Source organism: Pseudoxanthomonas sp. SE1, assembly GCF_029542205.1.
Taxonomy (GTDB): Bacteria; Pseudomonadota; Gammaproteobacteria; order Xanthomonadales; family Xanthomonadaceae; genus Pseudoxanthomonas_A.
This window is the reverse complement of sequence record NZ_CP113783.1, coordinates 363,431-386,126: the sequence shown is the minus strand read 5'-3', so window position 1 is coordinate 386,126 and position 22,696 is coordinate 363,431. Positions and strand designations below refer to the sequence as shown.

Below are 22,696 nucleotides of genomic sequence, written 5' to 3'. Positions count from 1 at the left end.
TCAATCGCCACCCTGCCCTCATAGGGCCATCGCATAACCTCCATCGTTTGGAGGGCAGCAAAAACTCTTGCGTCATGTTCGGCGCCTTCCTCTTTGCCGGCGCACACACCCCCGCATCGGCCTATCGAGTGCCGGAAGCAGGGGCGGCCTCCAGGGGTCCTCTCCAAACCTAAGCGCGCATAGCAGAGCTCATGCTCGTCGGCCAGCGCTCGTAAAGCTTCCTGAGCAGTAGCCTTACTGCCGAATAGGCCGTACAGACTTGGTCGATGCCGGAAGTCTGGCTCATTGGAGAAGGCATAGCGGACTTCGCCCAGATCCAAGGCGATAGAGCATATCCGGTGAGTCCGCCGAAGCTTCTTGTTGTATAGGGGCTGCAGCGCCTTTATTTGCTGCGCCTCAAGCAGCCTTGCCCCGATGTCGCCCGCCATACGGACGTGCGTGATGGACCGCGTTTGAGCCAGCAGCCGAGCCTCGCGCGGCTCCCTCAGATGGCTCATCACCCGGGTCCGTATGTCGACGCTCTTACCGATGTACAGAGGGACGGACTGCCCATCGCCGTGGAATTGGTACACGCCGGGCGCCTTAGGCAGTCCTGCGACCATCTCAAGCAGATGTGTTGGGTACTCGTACGGAAACTTCTCTCGTTCCTGGCTGCGAAAGAGCATGTGTAACCTAGCAGGCGGCGCGGGGAAGGTCGCGGAATGACGTGGTGTAGTTGGGCGACAGCATCTGTTGGCGCATGCCCCAGGCAGGCTTAGGTTGCCATGCGCTCGCCCCGAACCCTGCAGCTCCACGGCCGAAGCGGCGATTGATCCTGTCGACCACGCTCATGAGCTCGTCGTCGCCGGCTATCGTTGGCGCGAACAGGTCACCCTGCAACTCACTTGGACGCCCCAAGTCCATTAGATTCACGCCAGCCTTCTTGTAGCCATAGCCAGGCCGGAGCATTCCCCTCAGCAATTGGCGGACGGTGGCCAGGACAATTCGGGTGTCTCCCGTGGACGTTGGAAGGTTCACGGTCCGCGCCGGATGGTGCTGCTTCAGTTCCGGGCGGAAGCTATCTGTACTGGCGAACACGCCTATGGCGGCGGTCACCAATCCTCGCCTTCGCATCTTCTCGCAGGCCCGCACGGCAAAGGTCGCCATGGCTTGAGCAACAGCTTCGTGGTCCTCTACCCGTGCTGCAAAGGAACGGCTCACCATGATCTGCTTGCGATCGGGCTCGATGTCCTCAAGGCCCACGCAGGGAGTTCCCCGTAGTTCTCGTTGAGTTCGGGTCATGACAACGCCGAACTTCTCCAGGATGAGGTCCGTGGGCGCATCCCGAAGGTGGCCAGCCGTCGTGATACCCAGCGGAGCTAGCTTGGCTGTCCACTGGTGTCCCACTCCCCACACGTCTGAGACGGGGAAGTCGTCCAATGCCGACCGCTGCGCCTCGCGGCTCGACAGCATGACCACGCCATCACCTTTCTTAGCCAACTTGTTGGCCAGCTTAGCCAGTGTCTTGGTAGGGGCGATACCAATGCAGTTAGGGATTCCCGTCCATCGTTGGACACGCTCCCGGAGATCCCGCGCGAATGCCTCGCGGTCACGTATCCCCGCCAGGTCGATAAAAGACTCGTCGATGGAGTACACCTCAACCCGCGGCGCAGACTCACGGAGAATGGCCACAACGCGATCGCTCATGTCGCCGTACAGGGCGAAGTTGGCCGAGCGCACGACCAGCTGCCTTCGCAGAGTCGGTGGTACCAAGTGGATCGGCTGCCCCATCTTGATGCCCAGCGCTTTAGCCTCAGCACTGCGAGCAATGGCACAGCCGTCGTTGTTGCTCAGGACAATAACGGGCTTTTGCCTAATGGCCGGATCGAAGACCCGTTCACAACTGGCGTAGAAGTTGTTGCCGTCAACCAGACCGAACACGCTGGCGGCCTCTCTGAATCTGCCGGGCCACGCTCACGACGGCGAAGACCTCGGCTTCTGTGCCCGGCGCAAGGACGATAGGCTGGAAGTGCGGGTTGCGGCTATGGAGCTCGAGGTGGTCTGCACAGACCTTCAGCACTTTGCAGGTCGGCTGGTTACCGTCCCAGGTGGCGATCACGAGATCCCCATCGCGCGGGGTCACCGAACGATCGACTACGAGAATGTCGCCATCGCAAATACCTGCATGCAGCATAGACCAACCTTCAGCCCGGTAGAGAAAGGTCGCGGGCGCGTTCTTCACCAGCAGGCCGTTGAGATCCAGCGCGTCGTCTTGGAAGTCTTCGGCCGGCGATGGGAAGCCGGCACGAGCCGCCACAGCCCCCATCGGCAAGAAGAGCGCGATCGGATCGATTGCGGCAGGACCCAACAGATGGGCGGTGGTCTCGGTGGCGATGAACATGGCGCGCATCCTCTGGCGACCTAGTCGCACGGGATGCGACCGGGCATAAAAGCCTAGTCCTGCAGCTGCTGCCCTCGCTATTAGTATTTCGCTGAACAGCCGAAACCCATTGATGCATCTGGCCTGGAGAAGTCGTGGAACGGCAGAGCGCATCGGTCCGCTTCTGTTTCACGCGCGGACATCCCGTCTAGAAGCTGAAGAATCGCGAGGGCTAGTAGCCGTCGTTGACGGGGTTTCGACAGGCAATCCGTAATCTTCGCGTCCGTTCGCCATCGAAGGGCGTGCGTACGACGAACTAGCAGGACCGATATGTCTTTCTCGATGCAGCAAGGCTTCCACTGGCGCGAAACACCGCACCAAAGTGATCTGTTTCAGATCAATCCGCACCGCAAGGTCTACAGCTACTTCTACGAAGATTACATACCGCCAGGCAGCTGCACGCCGTCGCCAGCGAAACTGACCAGCGTCGCCAGCTCAACTGATCACCGTTTTCAGAACTGCTCACCGTCGCCAGCCAGACCGGTGTTTTCAGAACTGCACAGCGTCGCCAGAACTGATCAGGACATTCAGGGTGGCCAGTGCTTCTTGACTGACCACCCTGGAGACCTTTAGCCGCTGGCTTTCTGCTTGCGCATGGACTCGCCCTTGAGGGCCAGCTTGTGGCTGCTGTGGATGAGGCGATCGAGGATGGCATCGGCCAGGGCCGGATCGTTGATGAAGGCATGCCATTCTTTCACCGGCATCTGGCCCGCCACGATGGTGGCGCCGCTGCCGACGCGATCATCCAGCACTTCCAGCAGGTCGGCGCGACCCCGCGAGTTCAGCGGCACCAAGCCGAAGTCATCGAGCACTAGCAACTGCATCTTGGCCAACTGGTTGCGCAGCTTGCCCAGGGAGCCGTCCGCGTGGGCGATCTCCATTTCCTCCAACAGGCGGCCGACACGCTTGTAGCCGACGGACATGCCCTTGCGCGCCGCCTGCATCGCCAAGGCGCAGGCCAGCCAAGTCTTGCCCGTGCCCGTCTGGCCGGTGATCAGCACGTTCTGCCGGCGCTCGACCCAGCCGCAGGTCAGCAGGTCGGCGACTACCGCGCGATCCAGGCCGCGGCCCGGCCGATAGTCGATCGCCTCCGGCTCGGCCTGCACCTTGAGCTTGGCGTTGTACAGCAGCCGCTTGAGCCGCTGGCTGTCGCGCTGACTGGCCTCGGCGTCCACCAGCTGGCCGAAGCGCTGCTCGAACGGCAGCTCGGCGTAGACCGGCTGCGTCAGCTGGTGTTCGAGTCCCGCGCGCATGCCCGTCAGGCGCAACTGGCCAAGCAGGTCCATGGTTTGTTCGATCGACATCGTTATTCTCCTTCGTCGGGGGTCTGGAAGTACTCGGCGCCGCGCACGTTGTCGTGCGTCGGCATGGGGGTGTCGTTGGCGGCCTGGTCGACGGCCACCGGGGCGTTTTCCAGGCCCCGCTGCAGCATCGATTCCACGGAGTGGACGCTGGGGGCGCCGATGGCGTTCGCGCGACCACAGGCGGCCTGCAGGCGCGCCATGCCGTACTGCTCCGCCATCCGGCGCAGGCCCTGGCAGGCCCGCACCGAGAGCGTCGGCTGCCGGTGGCGTTCGATGTGGTGCTGGATGAACGCATGCACGGCGCCGCCCTGGGCCGTCGCCCAGCTCAGCAGCGACGCCGGCTTGTTCTCGGCAAACACCCGATGCGCCGCCGGCCGGTGTTCGGCGAGAATGCTGTAACCACCTTTCTGGTGGGAACGCGGGTGCGTGGCTACGCGGCGATCGCGGTGAAGGACAGCCACTTCTCGCGGCGAGACGCGGACATTGACCTTCGCCCCGACCAGGTGGAACGGCACCGAGTAGAAGTGCTCGTCGACCATCACCAGGTAGTCCTGCCCCACCCGGACATTGAGCAGCCAGTCGGCGAACTCGTAGGGCTGGGGTGGCAGGGGCGTGAGCGCCGGCCGGTCCAGGTCGGCGAACAGCTGGTTGCGGGTCTTGCCGCCGGCCGAGCGCATCGGGCGGTCATTCAACGTGTCGAGCAAGGCGCGGATGGCGGCGTTGAGCTCCGTCAGCGAGTAGAAGACGCGGTTGCGCAGTCGGGCGAGGACCCAGCGCTGCGCCACCAGCACGCCGACCTCGACACTCGCCTTGTCCTTGGGCCGGCGCGGCCGGGTCGGCAGCACCAATACCTCGTAGTGCCGGGCGCATTCGCTGTAGGTGGCGTTGATCAGCGCGCCGTCGTCCTTCGAGCGCTTGGTGACGGCGGACTTGAGGTTGTCCGGCACCCAGTAACGCGTGCTGCCCCCGAAGAAGCGCATCGCCTGCGTGTGCGCCTCGATGAAGTCCGGCAGTTTCTGGCTGTCGGTGGCCAGGGCGAAGGTCTTGCGACTGGCCCCCATCACCGCGACGAACAACTCCACGGGCGTTGCGATGCCGGTGGCCGAGTCGGTGATCGACGGCCGCTTGCCCGAGTAGTCGATGAACAGCGATTCGCCCGGCGGGTGGATCTGCCGCATCACCAGGCCATGGGCCCGGCGGTGCTTCTCGTAGCGTCGGCGGAACTCCGATTCCGACATCGCGCCCGACGTCAGGCTCGCGGCGTATTCCTCGTGTAGCAATCGGATCGTGACGCCGACCTTGCGCAGCTCGCGGTCGATGTCGTTCCAGTCCGGCTCGATGAACGCCTTGAGCAACTGGCTGCGGCCCGTGTTGAGCCGCCGATCAATCTCCTGGTCATCGAGGGCGCCAATGGCCTCCCAGTCCAGCCCCTTTTCGCTCAAGACCTCGCGGTAGCGGCAGACCGTGTTCGGCGAGACATGAGTGGCGTCGGCGATGCGGCGATTCGACAGCGGCGTGGTCAAGATCAAACGACACACGTCTTTCAGGCTTTTCATCCTTCCTCCTGCAGTCCGTAGTGGCCCGACGGCGACGCTTCGGCCGAACGCAGGCAACGGTTCCCTCTGAACCGGGCTTGCGCGCCGGTCCGGCTTGACGGTCAGGGGAAAATCACGGAGGATGCAGGCACCAACTGCTTCTGCTTCCTCAGGCCCTCGGCGCTCGACACGTCGGGGGCTTGTGCTTTTCCCGCCTAGAATGTCTAGGTCATGGCGGGTACTCCCTCATTGGCTGGTGCCCGATGCCGTTCGGGCCAGAGCTGCTCGGCCGTCATGCCTAACTTGCCGGCGATGGCCAGCTCGATCCGCTGCGACCGACAGCGCCCCTGGCACACCGCGGTGACCGTGGTCCGCGTCACTCCCAGCTCCCGAGCGACTTCCGCCAAGGAGCTGCCGCGCAGCCGGAGCTGCATTTTTATGCGTTCGTGCTGTCGCTGGGCCCGGGTCATGTGGTAGCGTCCGCGTGACAAGTGAGGCCAACGCTAGCACAAATGAGTAAGCTGTCAAATAGCGATGACAATCTCGCCGTGGGCGAGCGCCTGGCGGCGGTTCGCGAAGACCAGCGCTTGTCCCAGATCGAGTTTGCCGAGCGACTCGGCCTGTCGCCGCGGGCCTATCAGAACTACGAGCGCGGCGAGCGCGAACTGCCGGCGGCCGTGCTCACCACGCTGCACGCCGTGTTCGGCCTCGACCCTCTGTGGGTATTGATCGGCCCTGGCCGCGATCCCCGCAAAGCCGGCGCCTCGGTCAAGCCCGATATTCTGGAGGCGGTGATCATCGGGGTCGAATCGCATCTGCAGCGCACCCACAAGAAGCTGGCGCCGGCCAAGAAAGCGCGGCTGATCAAGGTGCTGTACTTGCAGTTCAGGGACCGAGCCAAGGTCGATCCGGCGCAGATGGCTGATGTTTTGTCGCTGACGGCGTAGGCGGGCGCGGTGGACGAGTTCCGCGACGATCCGAAAATCACCCGCCTGCCGGTGCGCGGGCCCGTTCTGGAGCACGCATCTGCCGCCGCCGTTCGCAAGGAAGTGGAGGAATTGCTGGCCGAAGCCGAGCCGGAGACAGCGCCGGAGCCGCGTCCAGCGCCGAGGCTGCCCGATCCGGCACCGCCGGTCGTCGTCCTGGTGCCGGACACACCCAAGGGGCCGCCGCCGCATCATCGCAATGGTCGGATTTGTCCGCAATGCGACCGCTGGACTTGGCAGGCGACGCGAGAGTGCGTTCACTGCGACTACGACTTGTTTGCCCACGAACAGCGGTTGGTGCAGGAGCGGCAGCGGCAATGGCATGCGCATCGGCAGCGACAGCTGTTGCGCTGGGCGATGGGACTGATCGGCGGTGGCTTGGCGGCGATCTACTTTGCCCCGAGCTTGCCGTCGGCCCTGCGGCCGACACTGGCGGCCGGCGGTGTGATCGCCCTCTTCGCCGGCTACGTTTGCGGGAAGATGCTGGATTGATCAAAGTTGCGTGCGCTGGTTAACGTTGACCACAGTTCCGGCGAGAAGTGATCGGAATGCTGGTGTTGACCAGAGTCCGCTTTCATCCAAAGCGGACGTACGCGTGGGACCACCCCATTCGACCTCGAAGTGACGCACGGCCGACTCATGGCTGCGGCGGGTGATTCTTGCGTGTAGTGGCGTCGCGATAGCGATCCAGTTTCGTCATGCGGCTCAGTGCAGCGCGGCGATAAGCGGGCAGGACACTTGGCCCCGGCTCGTGCTGCACTCCTTCACCAGATTGGAGAGCGCCGACTCCATGCGCATGAGCATAGCCAGACGGGCGCGCACATCGACCAGACGCAGGGAGGCGAGTTCGGCCGCCTCGCTGCAATGCGTGCCGTCCTCCAGCTTGAGCAGTTGTGCGACTTCGTCCAAGCTGAAGCCTAACTGCTGCGCCGATTTCACGAATTTCACCCGCGCGACATCCGCCGCACCGTAGCGGCGGATGCCGCCATAGGGTTTCTCCGGTTCGAGCAGCAGCCCCTTGCGCTGGTAGAACCGGATCGTCTCGACGTTGACCCCGGCCGCCTTGGCGAAGGCGCCGATGGTCAGGCTTTCCGGATTGCTCGTCATGTCACTTGATTCCGTACCTGACTACGGAGGTAGCTTACGGCCATTCGGCCCGTCCGGAGAAGCCTATGCCCGCGTTCGTTGGTTTCTACTCAGCTCCCTTGGTGTGCGAGGCAGTCCCGCAGATCGGCTGCGGTTGCCGCGCCAAACCCGTGCTGGCGCGCTTGGAAGAGCAATTCGACATCGAGTGTGCTTGGCTGCACCGGCACGGTGACGTGATAGCGGTCGAATGGCGGCGCACACTCGACGTCGATCAGCAGGTCGGCCGGCTACGGACCGCCCTCGGTGGCATCAGCGACGTTGCAGCCGTCCCCGCGGCGCCGTCATCGGCGCTGCTCACGACCTTTCCGGACCCGCAGCACTGGTATCGACGCGAGACCGTCGATCAGCTCAGCGAGGAAGAGGCGCACACCATCGCGGCGCGGCTCGTACTGCTCCTGTCGCGTGAGCGCGTGCCGTTGCCCGACGGATCCGCGCTGCAATGCGATCTGGCGTGCGCGTTCCGGGATGTGCTCATCGCGGAGGAGGAAATTCCCATCGAAACCCGCCTCACTCGGCTGGTGGCTGGCGCGCGAGATGTGCTGCAACAGCATCTCGGATCGCAGGCGCAATGGGAGACCGTAGTGACCCCCGCCACGTTGCTGCCCGCGGGCGCAGTTCATCCCCACGCTGGGCAGGCCACCTCTGAGCAGGATGCTTGACTCCGTACTGAAGTACGGCAGTAAGGTGCAAGCGTTGAATCGTAATGGAGCTCGACATCTCGATGAAAAACACCAACAAAACGGGCTCTGGAGCCCTTCTCGCCGGGGGCATCACGGCAATCCTGGCCTCGGCGTGCTGCCTCGGCCCGCTGGTGCTGGTGGCCCTGGGATTCAGCGGCGCGTGGCTGGGCAACCTGGCTGCGCTCGAACCCTACCGTCCGATCTTCATCGGCGCGGCGCTGATCGCCATGTTCTTCGCCTGGCGCCGCATCTACCGGCCGGCGGCCGAGTGCGCGCCGGGCGACGTCTGCGCCGTGCCGCAGGTCAAGACCGCCTACAAAGTGTTGTTCTGGATCGTCGCCGCCTTGGTTCTGCTGGCGCTGACGTTCCCTTACCTCGCACCGTTGTTCTACTGACCCTTCTGGAGGATCCGCACATGAAGAAACTTGCCGCCGTTCTCGCCCTGGGCCTCGCGTTCACCGCTCCGGCTTGGGCCGCCATCAAGACCGTGACGCTCGCCGTGCCGGGCATGACCTGCGCGACCTGCCCGATCACCGTCAAGAAGGCGCTGCAGAAGGTGGATGGCGTGGTCGAAGTCAAGGTCACGTGGGAGCCCAAGGAGGCCGTCGTGACCTACGACGACACCAAGACCACGCTCAAGGCGCTCACCGACGCGACGACCAACGTGGGCTATCCGTCCACTGCCAAGAACTGAAGCTCTGGAGGCCGTCCTGATGCCCACCATCAATCCTGATCCCGTCACTCGCGCCGCCGATAAAGCGGGTGTCATCGGCGCCATCGTTGCGGCGATCGGTTGTGCCGCATGTTTTCCCGCCCTTGGCAGCCTCGGCGCCGCCATCGGCCTGGGTTTCTTGAGTCAGTACGAAGGGCTGTTTATCCGCTTCCTGCTCCCCCTGTTCGCCGGCATCGCGCTCCTGGCCAACGTGATCAGTTGGCGTCGTCACGGGCAATGGTTCCGGGGAGCACTGGGCGTGGCTGGCCCGCTCCTGGTGTTGGCCGCCGTGTTCGTGATGCGGGCTTTGGACCAGCGAAGCGGCTTCCTGCTGTATCCCGGCCTGGTGCTCATGATCGTGGTTGCGATCTGGGACTTGATTTCCCGGCCGCGCAAAGCCGGCAGCAATTCAAGCCATGACCAGACAGACTGCTGTTAATCCCTGTTAATCCGACGACGAGACGTTGCAACCCATGAAGGCGTGGCTGTTCTCAAAGAAAGACGATTTCTATGCGATTGGGATCATCGTCGGCATCGCGCTTTTGCTGATAGTGGCCGCGCCGTATTGCTGCTGATTACGAAGGCGTCTCCCGTGCCACGACAGGCGGCTCCTCTCATTTCGCCACGGCTCGCAGACGCCGTCGCCTCCGACATCGGACCCGATTCTTAGTTAGGAACACCATGAACGAACTCATCTTGAACGTGACCGGCATGACCTGCGCGGACTGCGCCAACCACGTGGAGAAGGCACTGCAATCGGTGCCGGAACTCATCGGGGTCACGGTCAGCTATCCCAAAAAGGAAGCCCGCGTGCGCAGCGCGCAGCCGCTGACGCTGGAGCAATTGAACGCAGCCTTGCCGCGCAACTACCGGCTCGCGGAGCCTGTGGAGCGCGAGGCCATAGCAACCTCAGATACGAAGCCCTCTGGCATCGGCAAGGTGCTGGGTTCCCTGGGCGGGCTGCTCAAGTCGCGCAGCCCATCGAACACTGCGGATTCGGCGGAAGCGCCGGCGCGCCTGCGGATCGCCGTCATCGGCAGCGGCGGCGGCGCCATGGCCGGCGCGCTCAAGGCCGCCGAATTGGGGGCCCAGGTCACGCTGATCGAACGTGGCACGATCGGCGGCACCTGCGTCAACGTCGGCTGCGTGCCCTCGAAGATCATGATCCGCGGGGCGCACGTCGCGCATGTGCGGCGGACCAGCCCCTTCGACGATGGCATTGCCGCGGGCGAACCCGCCGTTGATCGCACGCGTCTGTTCGCCCAACAGCAAGCCCGCGTCGACGAGCTGCGCCATGCCAAGTACGAAGCCATCCTGGATGGGAACCCGAACATCGAGCTGGTGCGGGGCGAAGCGCGCTTCCGCGACGGCCACACGCTGCTTGTGCAACTGGAGGATGGCGGTGAGCGCGAAGTGGCATTCGACCGTTGTCTGATCGCCACCGGCGCCAGCGCCGCGGTGCCGCCGATCCCGGGTCTGAAGGACACGCCGTATTGGACTTCGACCGAGGCGCTGGCCAGCGACACGATTCCCAAGCGGCTGGCGGTCATCGGCTCCTCGGTGGTGGCGGTGGAACTGGCGCAGGCCTTCGCTCGTCTGGGCAGCCACGTCAGCATCCTGGCGCGCAGCGCCTTGTTCTTCCACGAAGACCCAGCTATCGGCGAGGCCGTGACAGCGGCCTTCCGCGCCGAGGGCATCGACGTGCTGGAACAGACCCAGGCCAGTGAGGTGGCGTACCAGGACGAGGAGTTCGTGCTCGCCACGACCCACGGCGAACTGCGCGCCGACCGGCTGCTCATCGCCACCGGACGCTCGCCCAATACCCGCAGCTTGGACCTGGAGAATGCCGGCGTGACACTGGACGAACGCGGCGCGATCGTGGTCGATCGCACACTGCGCACCAGCGCAGCCGACATCTACGCGGCCGGCGACTGCACCAGCCAGCCCCAGTTCGTCTACGTGGCTGCCGCGGCCGGCACCCGTGCGGCGATCAACATGACCGGCGGCGCGGCGGCATTGGATCTGAATACCGTGCCGGCGGTGGTGTTCACCGATCCGCAGGTGGCCACCGTCGGCTACAGCGAGGCGGAGGCGCACCACGACGGGATCGAGACCGACAGCCGTACGCTGACGCTCGACAACGTGCCACGTGCGCTCGTCAACTTCGACACACACGGCTTCATCAAACTGGTTGCCGAGGCCGGCAGCGGCCGGCTCATCGGCGTGCAGGCGGTCACCCCGGAAGCGGGCGAACTCATCCAGACCGCGGCGCTCGCCATACGGGCGCGGATGACCGTTCAGGACCTTGCTGATCAACTGTTCCCCTACCTGACGATGGTCGAGGGATTGAAGCTTGCCGCGCAGACCTTTACCAAGGACGTGAAGCAACTGTCGTGCTGTGCGGGCTAGCCGCCGGGCGCAGATATGAACGCCTACACGATATCCAGATTGGCCGAAGACGCAGGCGTGAGCGTGCACGTGGTGCGCGACCACGTGCTGCGCGGTCTGCTGCACCCGACGCGGCGCACGGAAAGTGGCTACGGCATTTTCGACGAGCAATCGTTGGCGCGGCTGCGCTTCGTGCGAGCCGCCTTTGAGGCCGGTATTGGCCTGGACGAGTTGACGCACCTGTGCCGGGCGCTTGACACAAACGACAGGTCGGACGTGACCGGCTGCGCGCAGCGCCTACTCGCGCACGTTGCGGCGAGGCAAGCGACGTTGTCCGCGATCAAGGCCCAGTTGACTGAGCTGGCCTAACGAAGGAAGTTCCCCATGAACGCCGCCGGCACCACCCTTGCCAGTTGCTGTGTCTGCTGCAAGGAAATCCCGCTTGCCGCCGCGCTGACACCGGAAGGCGCCGAATACGTCGGGCACTTCTGCGGCCTGGAATGCCTGCAGCGCTTCAAGGCACGCGCCGAAGGCGAGGCCACAGCGACGACACCTTCCGCAGAAAGAGGCAAAGCAGACCAGGTCCAAGCGCCTCGTCGGCCATGAACCCTGGGACGCCCCGATTCCCACAGGCCGGCGCCCCAGCCGACACACCGCAGACACCGGTAAATTCACTCAGGAGGTTTCCAATGAGCACAGCACCCGTGGAGCAGTTCGACCTGATCGTGATCGGTGGTGGCATGGCGGGCGTCCCATTGGCCCAGAAAGCCGCGCTGAAAGGCCGAAAGACGGCGCTGGTCGAGAAAGAACTGCTTGGCGGCACGTGCCTCAACCGCGGCTGCATCCCGACCAAGACCATGATCCACTCGGCGAAGATCATGCACCAGGTTCGTCGCGCGGCCGAGTTCGGGATCGTGGTCGGAGAGCCGAAAGCGGATCTGCGGGCGATCGTCCAGCGCAAGGACGACGTGGTGAAGCCGATCCGGGACGGCGCGTACCACGGTGTCGGGAAGATCAAGCGCCTTCACTTGATCGAAGGCGATGCGCGGTTCAAAGCGCCTGGGCGAATGGCCGTCGGTGACCGATTGCTGGAGTCCGCGATGATCGTCATCAATACGGGCACGGAAGCGACGATCCCACCCTTCGACGGCCTGGCCGATGTCGACTATCTGACCAACCGGTCTGCACTCGACCTCACCGAACTGCCGGAATCCTTGATCATCGTCGGCGGCGGCTATGTCGGCGTCGAGTTCGCCCAGATGTACGCACGGTTTGGTTCGCGGGTCACGGTGCTTCAGCGCGCCGAACGCCTCGTGCCGAACGAGGAGCCGGACATCAGCGCGGTCCTCCTGGACGTGTTTCGACGTGAAGGGATTGAAGTTGTCACTGGCGCCGCGGTGGTGGGCGTCCAACAGTCAGGCGGCACCGTTGTGGTCAGCGCTCGGGTGGGCGCTGAAGAGAAGACCTTCCGCGGCACGCGTTTGCTGGTCGCCACTGGGCGCACGCCCAATACGGCGAGCTTAAACCTGGAGGCGGTCGGTGTGGAAACCGATCGTGCCGGTTTCATCAAGGTTGACAATCGATTCCAGACTTCGACTGCAGGCATCTGGGCGATGGGCGACGTGAAAGGTCCACCGATGTTCACGCACTCGGCGCGAGACGATGCGGAGATTCTCTATCGCGCCCTCATCAAGGGCGACGCCACCGCCACGGCGGATCACCGGCTCGTGCCACACGCCGTGTTCACCGACCCTGCCATTGGATCCGTCGGACTGACGGAGGCCGAAGCGAGGAAGCGGGGCTACGCGCTCAAGGTCGGCGTGCAGCCCTTCAAGGCGGTGGCGAAAGCCCGCGCCATCGGCGAAACGGATGGCTTCATCAAGATCATCGCCGACGACAAAACCGACCGAATCCTAGGCGCGCACATCATCGGCCCCGAAGGCGACAACCTGATCCACGAGCTGATCGCCGTCATGCAGGCGGGTGCCACCTTCCAGGATGTCGCCCGCGCCATCCACATCCATCCGACTCTGGCGGAAGGGGTGAATGTGGCGGCTGGCGGCGTGCATCGTGAGGAAGGGGCGGGTTGAGCTGCAAGAGGAGGCTTTCGGGGCTCAATGCATCGCCTCTGTCGGCGCATTCGTGCCGAAAGAAGGACGTCTTACAACACCGAACCCGGCTCAGGCGGGATACCAGACGCAGGGAGGCGAGTTCGGCCGCCTCGCTGCAATGCGTGCCGTCCTCCAGCTTGAGCAGTTGTGCGACTTCGTCCAGGCTGAAGCCTGGCTGCTGCGCCGATTTCACGAATTTCACCCGCGCGACGTCCGCCGCACCGTAGCGGCGAATGCCGCTATAGGGTCAAGCTCTTAGGGATCCTCTGAACAAGTCCGCGCCAATCGGCGACACTGTCGATCACTGATCGGATCCGCGAATCGATGACGCAACTGAGCTTCTCCGACGCCGAGCATGCCGGCAAGCGCAAGCAGACCCGGCGCGAGTTGTTTCTGGCCGAGATGGAACGCGTGGTGCCGTGGACGTCGCTGTTGGCGCAGATCGCGCCACACTATCCGAAGTCCGGGCGCGGCCGGCAGCCGTATGCGCTGGAGACGATGCTGCGCATCCACTTCCTTCAGCAGTGGTATGCGCTCAGTGATCCGGCGATGGAAGAGGCGTTGTACGAGATCGCCTCGATGCGGCAGTTCGCGAAGCTCTCGCTGTTGGCGGGGATTCCGGACGAGACGACGATCCTCAACTTCCGTCACCTGCTCGAGCGTCACGGCTTGGCAGCGAAGCTGTTGCAGGCGGTGAACCGGCATCTGCAAGACAACAGACTGCTGCTGCGTACGGGCACGATCGTGGACGCGACGATCATCGACGCACCGAGCTCGACGAAGAACAGCAGCGGTACGCGGGATCCGGAGATGCACCAGACGAAGAAGGGCAATCAATGGTTCTTCGGCATGAAGGCGCATATCGGCGTGGACCGTGATTCTGGCCTTGTGCACACGGTGGTTTCGACGGCGGCAAACGCGGCCGATGTGACGCAGACCGGCAAACTACTGCACGGAAAGGAAAAGACGGTGTATGCCGATGCCGGCTACACGGGCGCGGACAAGCGCGAAGAACTGAAAGACAAGAAGATCTACTGGAACATTGCTGAGCGGCGAAGCCGGATCAAGGCGCTGCCCGAGGGCGAGCTGAAGGATGTGAGCGAGTTCATCGAACACCTGGTGGCGAAGGTGCGCGCACGCGTCGAGCACCCGTTCCGGGTGATCAAGCGGCAGTTCGGTTACACGAAGGTGCGCTACCGCGGTCTGGCGAAGAATGGCGCACAGGTGGCCACGCTGTTCGCGTTGTCGAACCTGTGGATGGCGCGCAAGCGATTGCTGGCGATCGCAGGGAAGGTGCGTCCGCAGAACGGAAAGCAGGCAGTTGTTCAGGTGATTCCGGCCTGAAAAGGCCGAACTCACAAGGATTCATGTGTTCGGTTCGAGGCCAGTGGGTTGATTGCTGCGCATCATTCGGGCGGGGCTGTTGTTCAGAGGATCCCTAGGCACCATTTTTCGCAAAAGGGCTGCACCGCTGTGATGGTGGCGCGCGGCACGTTCGGCGTGCTCGGGAGCTACGGCCGGGTTCTACCCCACCTTTGCCGCAACCGTCTTGGCCGAGATGATCGGCTGCTAGCTGCCATCCTTGCGCAGCGGCCGCTGATGCGCCTCAACCTTCGTAATAAGCGGCGGAATCCGGGCCTAGCAAACCAATCAGCCAGTAGGCCTGCCGGGCAGATTCCCTTCGAAGCCAAGTGCCATGACTGTCACAGCTGCAGTGCTCGGTCGATGCTCAGATGTCAGGCTTCTGATCAGTTCTGGCGACGCTGTGCAGTTCTGAAAACGCCGGGCAGGCTGGCGACGGTGCGCAGTTCTGACAACGGCGATCAGTTTGACTGGCGACGCTGGTCAGCTCCGGTGAAAACGGTGTGCAGTTGGTTGGCTATACGCAAAGATCTGGTGATCGCCAAGATTGAGCCCGACGGCCGGGGGCTAGCAGTGCGCTTTGTGGCAGACGGGGTGGACGACCCTGGCCGCCCCGTCACTGTTCCGAGCGTACCGCGCGGCAAAACCTTCGTGCAGAACTGGATCCTGCCGCGCCAGATACAAGTGATCGCCTCGTGTCGCTTGGCGCAAATGATGGAGCACATGCCCGGCATTGGCCCCGGGGTCGTGCCATCACATCCGGAAAACACGGCGAGCCTATAGTCGGCTCATGCTCAGTCGGGACGAACTCCAGGCGCGTCTAAATGAAGCCGAGAATGCCATCCGCGATGGCCAGGTCGGCAGCAACCCGCGTGAGTTTCTGGACGCCCTCTGGGCTGAAGTGGAGGGGCAGGCCCCCCAAGACATGCGAAGTGAGGTCTATGAGCGTCTCCTCGACTTCGGCGGCCTGTTAGGCATCCGCCATACGACCGTGGCCCAAGAGCGCCTGAGTGGTCCCCGCTGGGACATGTTCCTGGCAGCCTTGGAGGAGTTGCCTGACGCCACCGAGGGTGAGCGGGCATTCTGGAGGGCAGTGGATGACGCCAAGGCCCCTCTATTCGATGGCTGCACGGAAGAATGCGGCGCTGAGATCGAGAGAGCTGTCCAAGCCGAGCTCAATCGCCGCGGCTTGGCTACCCCAGGGGACTTCGAACCCTAAGGCCGGAACAGGCCTGCAACCGCGGAAACCGCCTCGCCGCGCTCGATTCGCACGTAGGCGCTCTTCCGCTCCTTGCGGTCCAAGGGCCGTCCCAGTTCTGCTGCCACTTGGCGCACGCCGATAATCACGGCCATACGCCTGAGCAGGTGCTGGGCGTCTTCGCCCGTAAGGCCATGTTTGGCCATGAGGGCGGTCAGTTCGGCTTCGAACTCGGGCGTGAGGGCTGGCTGGCTCATGGAGTCAATGCACGCTTAGATGGGCACCAAGCGAATCAAATTCTGGTCGCGCAGGATCCACCAGCAGCGCAAGCGCCCCCTGCATCTGCTGGAGCGCCAAGCCCCACGGGCTGGCAGACCCGAACACCGCAGCCAGGCCAGAGTCCAGCACCGGAAGGGTGCCAATTGGCGGGTCGATGTCGTCACTTGGCTCGTTCATTCGTTGCAGGATAGCCTTAGCACGTAGACGCCGCGAGATTGCCCTCATGTGCTACTCCGCCCAGATCAAGTCTGACTACAACAAGTTCCTGCGCCACAACGGCCCAGTGATGGACCTGAAGGCCTTCGCCTTGCTCTGGCTACGAGAGAACGGGCTGGAGCGAGAGAAGGTCCCCAAGGGCGTGATCGATACGGTAGGACCCATGCTGCCACCTGAGGTGCGAGCGGTGTTTGACGAGAAGTTCGCCGAGGACGAGGCCCAGTGGCAAGCCGAAGTCTTCAAGCAGGCCAAGCGCAAGGCGGACAACGAGCGGAAGCTGCAGACCAAGGTCACGAAGGCCGCCAGCGAGCACGTCCGCATCGCCGGCAACAAGATTGAGCAGCTGAAAGGCTGGATCGCGGACCTTCACCGCACCGAGTTGAAGAGCCGCGATTGGCAGTTCTTCCCGCAGTGGTGGGTGCCACTGATCGTGCGCGATGGCGATGACTACGTGGTACGCCCGATGCGCTATCAGCTAAGGCAGCCCGGGATGCCGGCATCCAGCGACTTCACCCGGACCCGGGAGATGAGCGGAACCTACAACGCCCGCCGTGACAACCTCGAGCGCTTCTGGCGCAAGCAGTTCGGCTACACGCACGCGCTGATGGTGATTGACGAATTCTGGGAGAACGTCGACAAGCCGGGTGGCGGCAGTCAGCGCATCAAGTTCCGTCCGAAGACAGGCGAGCCCATGCTGGTGGCCTGCCTTTGGGCGAACTGGACCGATCCGGCCGGGATCGAGCCGGACCTGCCTTGCTTCGCCGCCATCACCGACGAGCCGGAGCCTGAGGTTGCCGCTGCCGGCCACGATCGCACGATCATCAATATCAAGCCGGAACACGTTGAGGCGTGGTTGAACCCGGATCCGAACAACCTGCAGGCCCTGTACGACATATTCGATGACAAGCAGCATCCGTACTACGAGCACCAGATTGCGAAGGCAGCATGAGCATGAATGAGATGCAGCAGAAGAGGTACGACAGATTAGGCGCTATGGATTAACCGCCACCTGATCTCGACTCAGCTGCGTACTTGCGGACCACAAGATATGGCCGAGACAGAACAGGCAGTAGGTTCGTCAAGGATCGAGGCGACGCGGCCTGCGGAGGCCCAAGCCATGGCTCAGTGCCATGAACCCTAAAGCGGTTGGAAGATTAACTGCGCCGCGAGGTGGCGGACTGCAGAGCTAGAGCTCTTTCTCGAGATCATCGAGGTTCGCCGACTCCCATCGGAAGCACCGCTTTGTGGGGCGATGGTTCGATGCTTAGGAGCCGCGTCGCCGCGGGACAGCCAGGAGAATGGCTTCTTCGGGCGTCAGTCCTAGCGCGTCAGTAAGGCTCAAGAACTCGATGACGTCGAGTCGACGCGCGCCAGCCTCTACAGCCGATAAGCGCTGCTGCGGCCATCCCAGGGCTTTGGCCAGGTCGGTCTGGGAAAGGCCTGCGTCTTCGCGAAGGGCACGCAAACGCGAGACGAGCTTGCGGTGCGAGGTAGAGTAGATCGTCTTGGCAGCCATGGTCGCGCCTTTGGAGCGACCTGAAATCTATGGCAGGGATACCGATTACATGAAAATCATGTGGAATGACGATAGGATCACGAGAGTCCGCTGCCTCGGGTCCTCCCATGACGTTCTACTTAGTCGCGCCATCGCTTGAGATGGCTATCGAACTGCCTCTGTCAGAGGATGTGCAAAGCGCGATCGTCCTCCAACTCACCCGGCTCCAAGACCGCCGTCAGATAGCTACCTTTGCCGAGCGATTGGCGCAAGAGATGGAAAGCGGCATTTCGGAAGTTTTGGATTGGGACATCAAGAAGCCCACCGCAGCGCAAGCCTCCTTCGCCCTTGCACTTTCCAAGGAGCTGGATGTTGCTATTCCGGCAGAAGCTATGAATTTCCGTGGCCAGATGCACGCTTTCATTAATGAGTACGCACCGTTAGCCAAGCGAAGGTGGGCTGCCAAGCCGAAGACTAGGCGATAGGGCTGAAATAGACTGGGTGAGCAATGAATGACAGTGGCTATATCCTCTACGAGCTGGCTTGCCATTGCATTGGCATCCGGATCTCGGAGCTTAGTGCTCAGCTTGCTGATGCTCGCCACGGAGCTGAACCCGATCTTCTACTGATCGGTGATCTGAAGCGAAGATCGTCCTTGCTCTGGGACGAGCGTAATGAGCTCTCTTGGCGCGACGATGCTGCCATTAAGGCATGTTTGCTTGCTTACAGTCCCCGCCCAGATCGGATATCTGAGTTGATCGCGAGTGTGAATCGTATGAAGACCGATAACGCCCAACTCCAAGTGCTGGGCGTGACCGCTGACTAGGCGGCCAGCAACCGAACGCTACGGTCCGGTGTAGTAGGGAATGAGGCTGGGCGCTTCCGTCTCCCCGGCCAAATGTTCATGCCTAAAGTCCAAAGCCCCATCTTGGGGCATGACGAGGTCAGAGTCGATCAACAAGAACTGGATCTCCCCCTCCCTCATCGATGCCAGTCGATAGATCTGATGGTAGAGCGACTCGACAAGTTCAGGGTTCTCGTCATCACTTATGTTCTTCGTCGGGCTGTCGATCACCAATAGATTCGGCACTGGCAGGTTTCGCTCAAGTGCAACTTCGTGGACGGCAAGTGCGTAACAGACATTGAATAGCGTCTTCTTACCGCCGCTCCCCGCATCCCAGAACGTCCACTCTTGCCCCCGATGGTGGATGGTGGGTTTCCAAGTGCGAGGGTCTAGCTCCACCGTGTCGTCTGCTGAAACGCCCGGAAAACCGACGGCGATCAATATCGTCCTGAATCGGTCTGCTATGGCAGCCACGTTTCCGTCAGCCCTCTTCAAGCGACCGACTTCTAGATCAACTGCTTCGCGAATTCTCTCAATCTTCGCCTGGAGCTCAGCAGCTTGATCCTCAAGTTCAGCAATCGCCTTTGGCATCTCACGAAGCTTTTCCAAAGACTTTATGCGCTCAACAAGCGTTGCCTGATGGCGATCTATCGACCTTATCTTCTCGATGAACGCGGAGTCGTACCTTGCCAGCTCGTCTTGCAGCAAGCTGTCCGCCTTTGACTTCTCAACGCGAAGTCGTTCCAGCAATCGCTGGCCTTTTTCCAAAGCTCTTTCCCTTCTTTGAATCGAATCCCCAATAAGATCAATCCTATCGTTAAGCTCCCTCCGCATAGACTCGAGCTCAAGGCTAGGGACGTGCTCAGTTTTCCTGAGATTAGAGCAGCACAAACTGCATGCGCCGACGACATGCGGTCGCGCAGAGATATCAGACGAGCACTGCGGGCATCGCTCGTAGCTCACTCCCGAAAGAACCACCGCGGCCTGTTCGGCACGACTAGCTTTGACTTTCGCAGTAATGAGTTCCGCCTTGAGTGCGCGCTGCTGAGATATTGCAGAAGCAGTATCTTCAATCGATGACTCTAGCGCTGCAACTTCGGAGCTCAGTTCGCGTAAACGCGTTCGCAGCTGATCTGTAGGATGCAGTATGACCTCACGATCACGCTCGATCTCTCGCCGCTGCGAATTAGCGGTCTCTAAGTCACGACGAGCTGCCTCTATCCTACTTCCGACGTCGAGTTCCGTGCCGAGTTCGAAGCGACTCATGAATATCTTGATCTGATTTGCCGCCTCGCGCTTACCCTTCTGTTCGTCAATCCCCCGATACAGATCCGCCTCAAGTTGACTTAAGCGCTCAGAGTGCAGGCCCGTAAAGAAGCGCATTGCATCCTGGCTCTTTCGCCCTTTGAAAGGCTCTTCAAGCTTGAAGAATGATGAGTCGAGGTGGGTCTGCTCTAGATAGCAGTACCACCAGATATCTCTAAAGCTAAGCCGAATCATGGGCGAATCTGGATCACGCACACGCTGTCGAACTTTGATCGGGCGGACGCCCGATAGATGGAAAAGGAGATCACTAAGGTTGTAGACATCCTCGCCAAAGATCGGCTCGTCAGTTGCATCCAGTGGAGCATTGACCGACTCTGTCTCTATCAACTCCTCAGTAGCCGCTTCGTCATCACGACGATCGCCCGAATCATCTCCGACGTCTTTCAGCTGTTCTCTTGACCACGATACCCTTACGCTTTGGGTATCTGTCGCAGATCGCTCCAAGGTACAACTGTACTGCCCAATTCTAAGGTTCAACTGCACAGCAACGAACTCTTGCCGGACGGCTGGCGTACGCTCAAGATCACCCCCAAGACAATAGTCGACAAGTCGCGCAACTGTCGACTTTCCCGTTCCAACTGGACCATATAGAAACGTCACCGAGCGGGAGAAGCGCAGCTCCTCGACTGACTTCCTGAAAGTGATCTGGAGTTTTTCTAGCTTGAGCCTCACGTGGGAATAGCCTCATTCGTGCGGAGCGATATAACCTCGGGAAACGTCTGGTAGATGAACTTCATGAGATTCGTAGCGGTCAGATTGAAGTTCCTCTTAAGTAGCCCTGCGCGCCGCGAGTACTGCTCGAATTCAGGTTCACTCGCCAGTCTTCCCGCAACATCGCGACCGCGCGGAGTAAGGAAGATGACCACTTTTCGCCCCTCTACTGAAACTTTGGCAAGTCCTTTCGCTACTAGCACATTGAGGATTTCTCGATACCTATGGTCCCATGGCCCGAACCTGTATCTCACCATCTCAGACTCGACGCTTTGCCGCTCGTGATCTTCAAGCAGGACCTCGCGAGTCGTCTTTCCCTTGGTTGCGAGTGCCCGATCGAGCATGACTGGGTAGCGCAACAAGAAATCTAACTTCGCAAGCTTCGTCAGCCCTTCAATCGCGCCCTGTTCAGCCGTGTCGAACGCGTTCAGCAGCAGGAGAATGCGCGCCTCATGAAGCTCAGAATACTCGTCGAGGTCGGCAATGGCTTTGACAATGTCCATTATTCCTCCTCCCATGGCCTAGCGTTGCTCCATTGCACCTGGCACTCAGCAGTGAGCGAGTACGCGACCCCTTCAAGGTGGTCGTCTGAGCAGTCGAATAGTTGCTCACCTCCGGCTCGCCTCGCACTTATTCGCTGACGTAGGTTTTCTCGCATTGCTGGCCCAAAGTCATCCTCTGGCGTAGTGGTGTCCTCAAATGCGCGGGCAGCTTCGCTCAACGCAAGGGAACGGACATGGTCATAACGCTCCAGACCGACTTCCCTTCCATGCTTCTTCGTCCAGCTCAAAGCAAGGTAGTCTGCCTTGTCACGAAGATTCACTGCGGAATTGAGCGAGACTGAGGAGAAGCCGCCAGCATCGAGCTTCCTATACAGAAGCTCAGAGCTACCTTGACCTGGCGGAACCTGCTTTGCTGGCTCACCAGAGAGGATGGCTGTCGACACAAGCCCTTCCTCAAGAACTTCCAAGATCCGGGCTATCGAGAGTCTCTTCCCCTCAACCCGAACTATGATTTCTTGCTTTAGATCATTAATGGCCTGGAGATATGCGGGCAGCACCTGCTCATGATGTAGTGATGACGCACGGCCGCACTCGTCAGCAAGTCGTATCGCGGCCTTCAGGACGCGCGCATGGGTATGCTCTGATGACTTCTCCCAAGATGAGCTCAACGCGTGTACTAGCCGCATCGTGGCGTCCTGCAGCTTGGGCAACTCGTCTGTAGCCGAGCACTTCCTCAGCGTGCTCAAAACACCAGCTTCACTGACTTTCGCCAGCTTGGCCAATCGGGAAATCCATCTCCGCTCGGGTGCGGACAGATCCGCTGGGCTGGACGCTTGCTTTACAGCTGCAAGGATGTGCCGCACGCACTGCGAATTCTTCGCAGAGTAGAGCGCGTGGTTGGATGCGAATCGAAACGCTCTGAAGCGCTGCGGATAATCGACATCAAGTTTGACGAATCTAACGAACGAAGCGACTACAGCTTGATCGCCAGCCTTCCAAGGAGGTTGATCTATTTCTCGCGTTTTGACTTGTTCGCCGGTGAATGTCCCGTCCGAGTGCTTGATCAAAATATCTTCGTGGTGCTCGCAAAACACCTCTATGATCTCGTGCGTCTCGTCCAGGATGGCGCAACAGATGATTGCCGCCCACAAGTACTGGAATCGGAATCGGCGCCCTACCTCATCTCCTGGGTCCGAAGCCGCGAGAACGGCTTCGGGTGATGGAGTGACACTCATGTTCACCGACATCGCCTCGCTCAGCATCATGCCGGATGGCTGCATCCGGCAGCACGGATCCCATTCGATCCCCAGTCTCAGGATAGTCGCCCCCTATCCCCGCCTCACCCTACGCCCTGGAGGCATACCTATTTAACTCCAAAGCCACGTCTTGACAAGCACCGGCAATAAGTCGCGCGGTGGCGACGCTCACAGAACCGACGTGGATGTCGACTCAACTACAATCGGCCGCATGCGGGTATGCCC

At 61.6% G+C, this 22,696-nt stretch carries 27 protein-coding genes and 1 pseudogene; 16 read left to right on the top strand and 12 right to left on the bottom strand.

From position 1 onward, the window contains the following. Nucleotides 1-672 precede the first annotated feature (672 nt). Nucleotides 673-1,920, bottom strand: a complete 1,248-nt coding sequence (locus OY559_RS01830; RefSeq protein WP_277728452.1) for a Y-family DNA polymerase — start codon at nt 1,918-1,920, stop codon at nt 673-675. Beyond that, nucleotides 1,904-2,380, bottom strand: a complete 477-nt coding sequence (locus tag OY559_RS01825) for a LexA family protein (protein WP_343228746.1) — start codon at nt 2,378-2,380, stop codon at nt 1,904-1,906. Before OY559_RS01825 ends, OY559_RS01830 begins: the two co-directional genes overlap by 17 nt. Before the next feature lie 309 nt (nt 2,381-2,689). Between OY559_RS01825 and OY559_RS01820 the strand changes: the two genes are divergently transcribed. Further along, on the top strand, nt 2,690-2,992 hold the full coding sequence (locus OY559_RS01820; protein ID WP_277728450.1) for a hypothetical protein: 303 nt from the start codon (nt 2,690-2,692) through the stop codon (nt 2,990-2,992). Here OY559_RS01820 and istB read toward each other — a convergent pair. Together istB and istA are read right to left on the bottom strand one after the other, a co-directional pair. Beyond that, a complete protein-coding gene (istB, locus tag OY559_RS01815; protein ID WP_277728449.1) occupies nt 2,989-3,723 on the bottom strand; it encodes an IS21-like element helper ATPase IstB in 735 nt (244 codons plus the stop codon). The genes OY559_RS01820 and istB overlap by 4 nt on opposite strands. Nucleotides 3,724-3,725: 2 nt before the next feature. Next, nucleotides 3,726-5,279, bottom strand: coding sequence for an IS21 family transposase (gene istA, locus OY559_RS01810; RefSeq protein WP_277728448.1), 1,554 nt, complete (start codon nt 5,277-5,279; stop codon nt 3,726-3,728). Between the two features lie 491 nt (nt 5,280-5,770). On the opposite strand from istA, the gene OY559_RS01805 reads away from it, so the two are divergent. Continuing rightward, on the top strand, nt 5,771-6,205 hold the full coding sequence (locus OY559_RS01805) for a helix-turn-helix domain-containing protein (RefSeq protein WP_277728447.1): 435 nt from the start codon (nt 5,771-5,773) through the stop codon (nt 6,203-6,205). Between the two features lie 9 nt (nt 6,206-6,214). Further along, a complete protein-coding gene (locus OY559_RS01800) occupies nt 6,215-6,736 on the top strand; it encodes a YheV family putative zinc ribbon protein (protein WP_277728446.1) in 522 nt (173 codons plus the stop codon). Between the two features lie 213 nt (nt 6,737-6,949). Here the strand turns inward: OY559_RS01800 and merR are convergent, their stop codons facing one another. Next, on the bottom strand, nt 6,950-7,351 hold the full coding sequence (gene merR, locus OY559_RS01795) for a mercury resistance transcriptional regulator MerR (RefSeq protein WP_277728445.1): 402 nt from the start codon (nt 7,349-7,351) through the stop codon (nt 6,950-6,952). A gap of 65 nt (nt 7,352-7,416) precedes the next feature. Between merR and OY559_RS01790 the strand changes: the two genes are divergently transcribed. From OY559_RS01790 to lpdA, 8 genes are all read left to right on the top strand, one after another. Then, the gene (locus OY559_RS01790) at nt 7,417-8,049 is read left to right on the top strand and encodes a hypothetical protein (RefSeq protein WP_277728444.1); all 633 of its coding nucleotides are present in this window, start codon (nt 7,417-7,419) and stop codon (nt 8,047-8,049) included. Between the two features lie 62 nt (nt 8,050-8,111). Continuing rightward, nucleotides 8,112-8,465: a mercuric ion transporter MerT gene (gene merT / locus OY559_RS01785; protein ID WP_277729884.1), complete on the top strand. Its 354-nt coding sequence runs from the start codon at nt 8,112-8,114 to the stop codon at nt 8,463-8,465. Between the two features lie 20 nt (nt 8,466-8,485). Further along, nucleotides 8,486-8,764, top strand: a complete 279-nt coding sequence (gene merP / locus OY559_RS01780) for a mercury resistance system periplasmic binding protein MerP (RefSeq protein ID WP_277728443.1) — start codon at nt 8,486-8,488, stop codon at nt 8,762-8,764. Nucleotides 8,765-8,783: 19 nt separating this feature from the next. After that, the gene (merC, locus tag OY559_RS01775; RefSeq protein WP_277728442.1) at nt 8,784-9,221 is read left to right on the top strand and encodes an organomercurial transporter MerC; all 438 of its coding nucleotides are present in this window, start codon (nt 8,784-8,786) and stop codon (nt 9,219-9,221) included. A gap of 242 nt (nt 9,222-9,463) precedes the next feature. After that, nucleotides 9,464-11,191 carry a mercury(II) reductase gene (merA, locus tag OY559_RS01770; RefSeq protein WP_277728441.1) on the top strand — a complete coding sequence of 576 codons (1,728 nt, stop codon included), beginning with the start codon at nt 9,464-9,466 and terminating at the stop codon, nt 11,189-11,191. A gap of 15 nt (nt 11,192-11,206) precedes the next feature. Then, nucleotides 11,207-11,539, top strand: a complete 333-nt coding sequence (gene merD, locus OY559_RS01765; RefSeq protein WP_277728440.1) for a mercuric resistance transcriptional repressor MerD — start codon at nt 11,207-11,209, stop codon at nt 11,537-11,539. Between the two features lie 15 nt (nt 11,540-11,554). Next, the gene (locus tag OY559_RS01760) at nt 11,555-11,776 is read left to right on the top strand and encodes a DUF3330 domain-containing protein (protein ID WP_277728439.1); all 222 of its coding nucleotides are present in this window, start codon (nt 11,555-11,557) and stop codon (nt 11,774-11,776) included. An 83-nt stretch (nt 11,777-11,859) separates the two neighbouring features. After that, complete coding sequence (gene lpdA / locus OY559_RS01755; RefSeq protein WP_277728438.1) at nt 11,860-13,260, top strand: dihydrolipoyl dehydrogenase; 1,401 nt, start codon at nt 11,860-11,862, stop codon at nt 13,258-13,260. A 103-nt stretch (nt 13,261-13,363) separates the two neighbouring features. Here lpdA and OY559_RS01750 read toward each other — a convergent pair. Then, nucleotides 13,364-13,528 (bottom strand): annotated as a pseudogene (locus OY559_RS01750) (MerR family DNA-binding protein); the annotation flags it as partial. A gap of 77 nt (nt 13,529-13,605) precedes the next feature. On the opposite strand from OY559_RS01750, the gene OY559_RS01745 reads away from it, so the two are divergent. The 3 genes from OY559_RS01745 to OY559_RS01735 all read left to right on the top strand — a co-directional run bounded on the left by OY559_RS01745 (nt 13,606) and on the right by OY559_RS01735 (nt 15,862). After that, nucleotides 13,606-14,625, top strand: coding sequence for an IS5 family transposase (locus OY559_RS01745; RefSeq protein WP_277728437.1), 1,020 nt, complete (start codon nt 13,606-13,608; stop codon nt 14,623-14,625). Nucleotides 14,626-15,081: 456 nt separating this feature from the next. Further along, nucleotides 15,082-15,426 carry a hypothetical protein gene (locus tag OY559_RS01740; protein ID WP_277728436.1) on the top strand — a complete coding sequence of 115 codons (345 nt, stop codon included), beginning with the start codon at nt 15,082-15,084 and terminating at the stop codon, nt 15,424-15,426. Between the two features lie 7 nt (nt 15,427-15,433). Beyond that, nucleotides 15,434-15,862, top strand: coding sequence for a hypothetical protein (locus tag OY559_RS01735; RefSeq protein ID WP_277728435.1), 429 nt, complete (start codon nt 15,434-15,436; stop codon nt 15,860-15,862). On the opposite strand, the gene OY559_RS01730 is transcribed toward OY559_RS01735, so the two are convergent. Next, nucleotides 15,859-16,098 carry a hypothetical protein gene (locus OY559_RS01730; RefSeq protein ID WP_277728434.1) on the bottom strand — a complete coding sequence of 80 codons (240 nt, stop codon included), beginning with the start codon at nt 16,096-16,098 and terminating at the stop codon, nt 15,859-15,861. The genes OY559_RS01735 and OY559_RS01730 overlap by 4 nt on opposite strands. A 4-nt stretch (nt 16,099-16,102) precedes the next feature. Next, the gene (locus tag OY559_RS01725) at nt 16,103-16,345 is read right to left on the bottom strand and encodes a hypothetical protein (RefSeq protein ID WP_277728433.1); all 243 of its coding nucleotides are present in this window, start codon (nt 16,343-16,345) and stop codon (nt 16,103-16,105) included. Here OY559_RS01725 and OY559_RS01720 point away from each other — a divergent pair. Further along, nucleotides 16,344-17,285, top strand: a complete 942-nt coding sequence (locus OY559_RS01720; protein WP_277728432.1) for an SOS response-associated peptidase family protein — start codon at nt 16,344-16,346, stop codon at nt 17,283-17,285. The two genes, OY559_RS01725 and OY559_RS01720, sit on opposite strands and share 2 nt — an antisense overlap. A 315-nt stretch (nt 17,286-17,600) precedes the next feature. Here OY559_RS01720 and OY559_RS01715 read toward each other — a convergent pair whose 3' ends face one another. Continuing rightward, complete coding sequence (locus tag OY559_RS01715) at nt 17,601-17,852, bottom strand: type II toxin-antitoxin system RelB family anti-toxin (protein ID WP_277728431.1); 252 nt, start codon at nt 17,850-17,852, stop codon at nt 17,601-17,603. 107 nt (nt 17,853-17,959) lie between these two features. On the opposite strand from OY559_RS01715, the gene OY559_RS01710 reads away from it, so the two are divergent. Further along, nucleotides 17,960-18,316, top strand: a complete 357-nt coding sequence (locus tag OY559_RS01710) for a hypothetical protein (RefSeq protein WP_277728430.1) — start codon at nt 17,960-17,962, stop codon at nt 18,314-18,316. 359 nt (nt 18,317-18,675) lie between these two features. Here OY559_RS01710 and OY559_RS01705 read toward each other — a convergent pair whose 3' ends face one another. Genes OY559_RS01705 through OY559_RS01695 form a run of 3 tightly spaced genes read right to left on the bottom strand, consistent with a single transcriptional unit; the run spans nt 18,676 to nt 22,480 of the window. After that, the gene (locus tag OY559_RS01705; protein WP_277728429.1) at nt 18,676-20,673 is read right to left on the bottom strand and encodes a DUF3732 domain-containing protein; all 1,998 of its coding nucleotides are present in this window, start codon (nt 20,671-20,673) and stop codon (nt 18,676-18,678) included. Then, nucleotides 20,670-21,215 carry a hypothetical protein gene (locus tag OY559_RS01700; protein WP_277728428.1) on the bottom strand — a complete coding sequence of 182 codons (546 nt, stop codon included), beginning with the start codon at nt 21,213-21,215 and terminating at the stop codon, nt 20,670-20,672. The genes OY559_RS01705 and OY559_RS01700 overlap by 4 nt, the downstream gene beginning before the upstream one ends. Continuing rightward, the gene (locus OY559_RS01695; RefSeq protein ID WP_277728427.1) at nt 21,215-22,480 is read right to left on the bottom strand and encodes a dsDNA nuclease domain-containing protein; all 1,266 of its coding nucleotides are present in this window, start codon (nt 22,478-22,480) and stop codon (nt 21,215-21,217) included. Before OY559_RS01695 ends, OY559_RS01700 begins: the two co-directional genes overlap by 1 nt. Nucleotides 22,481-22,696 lie beyond the last annotated feature (216 nt).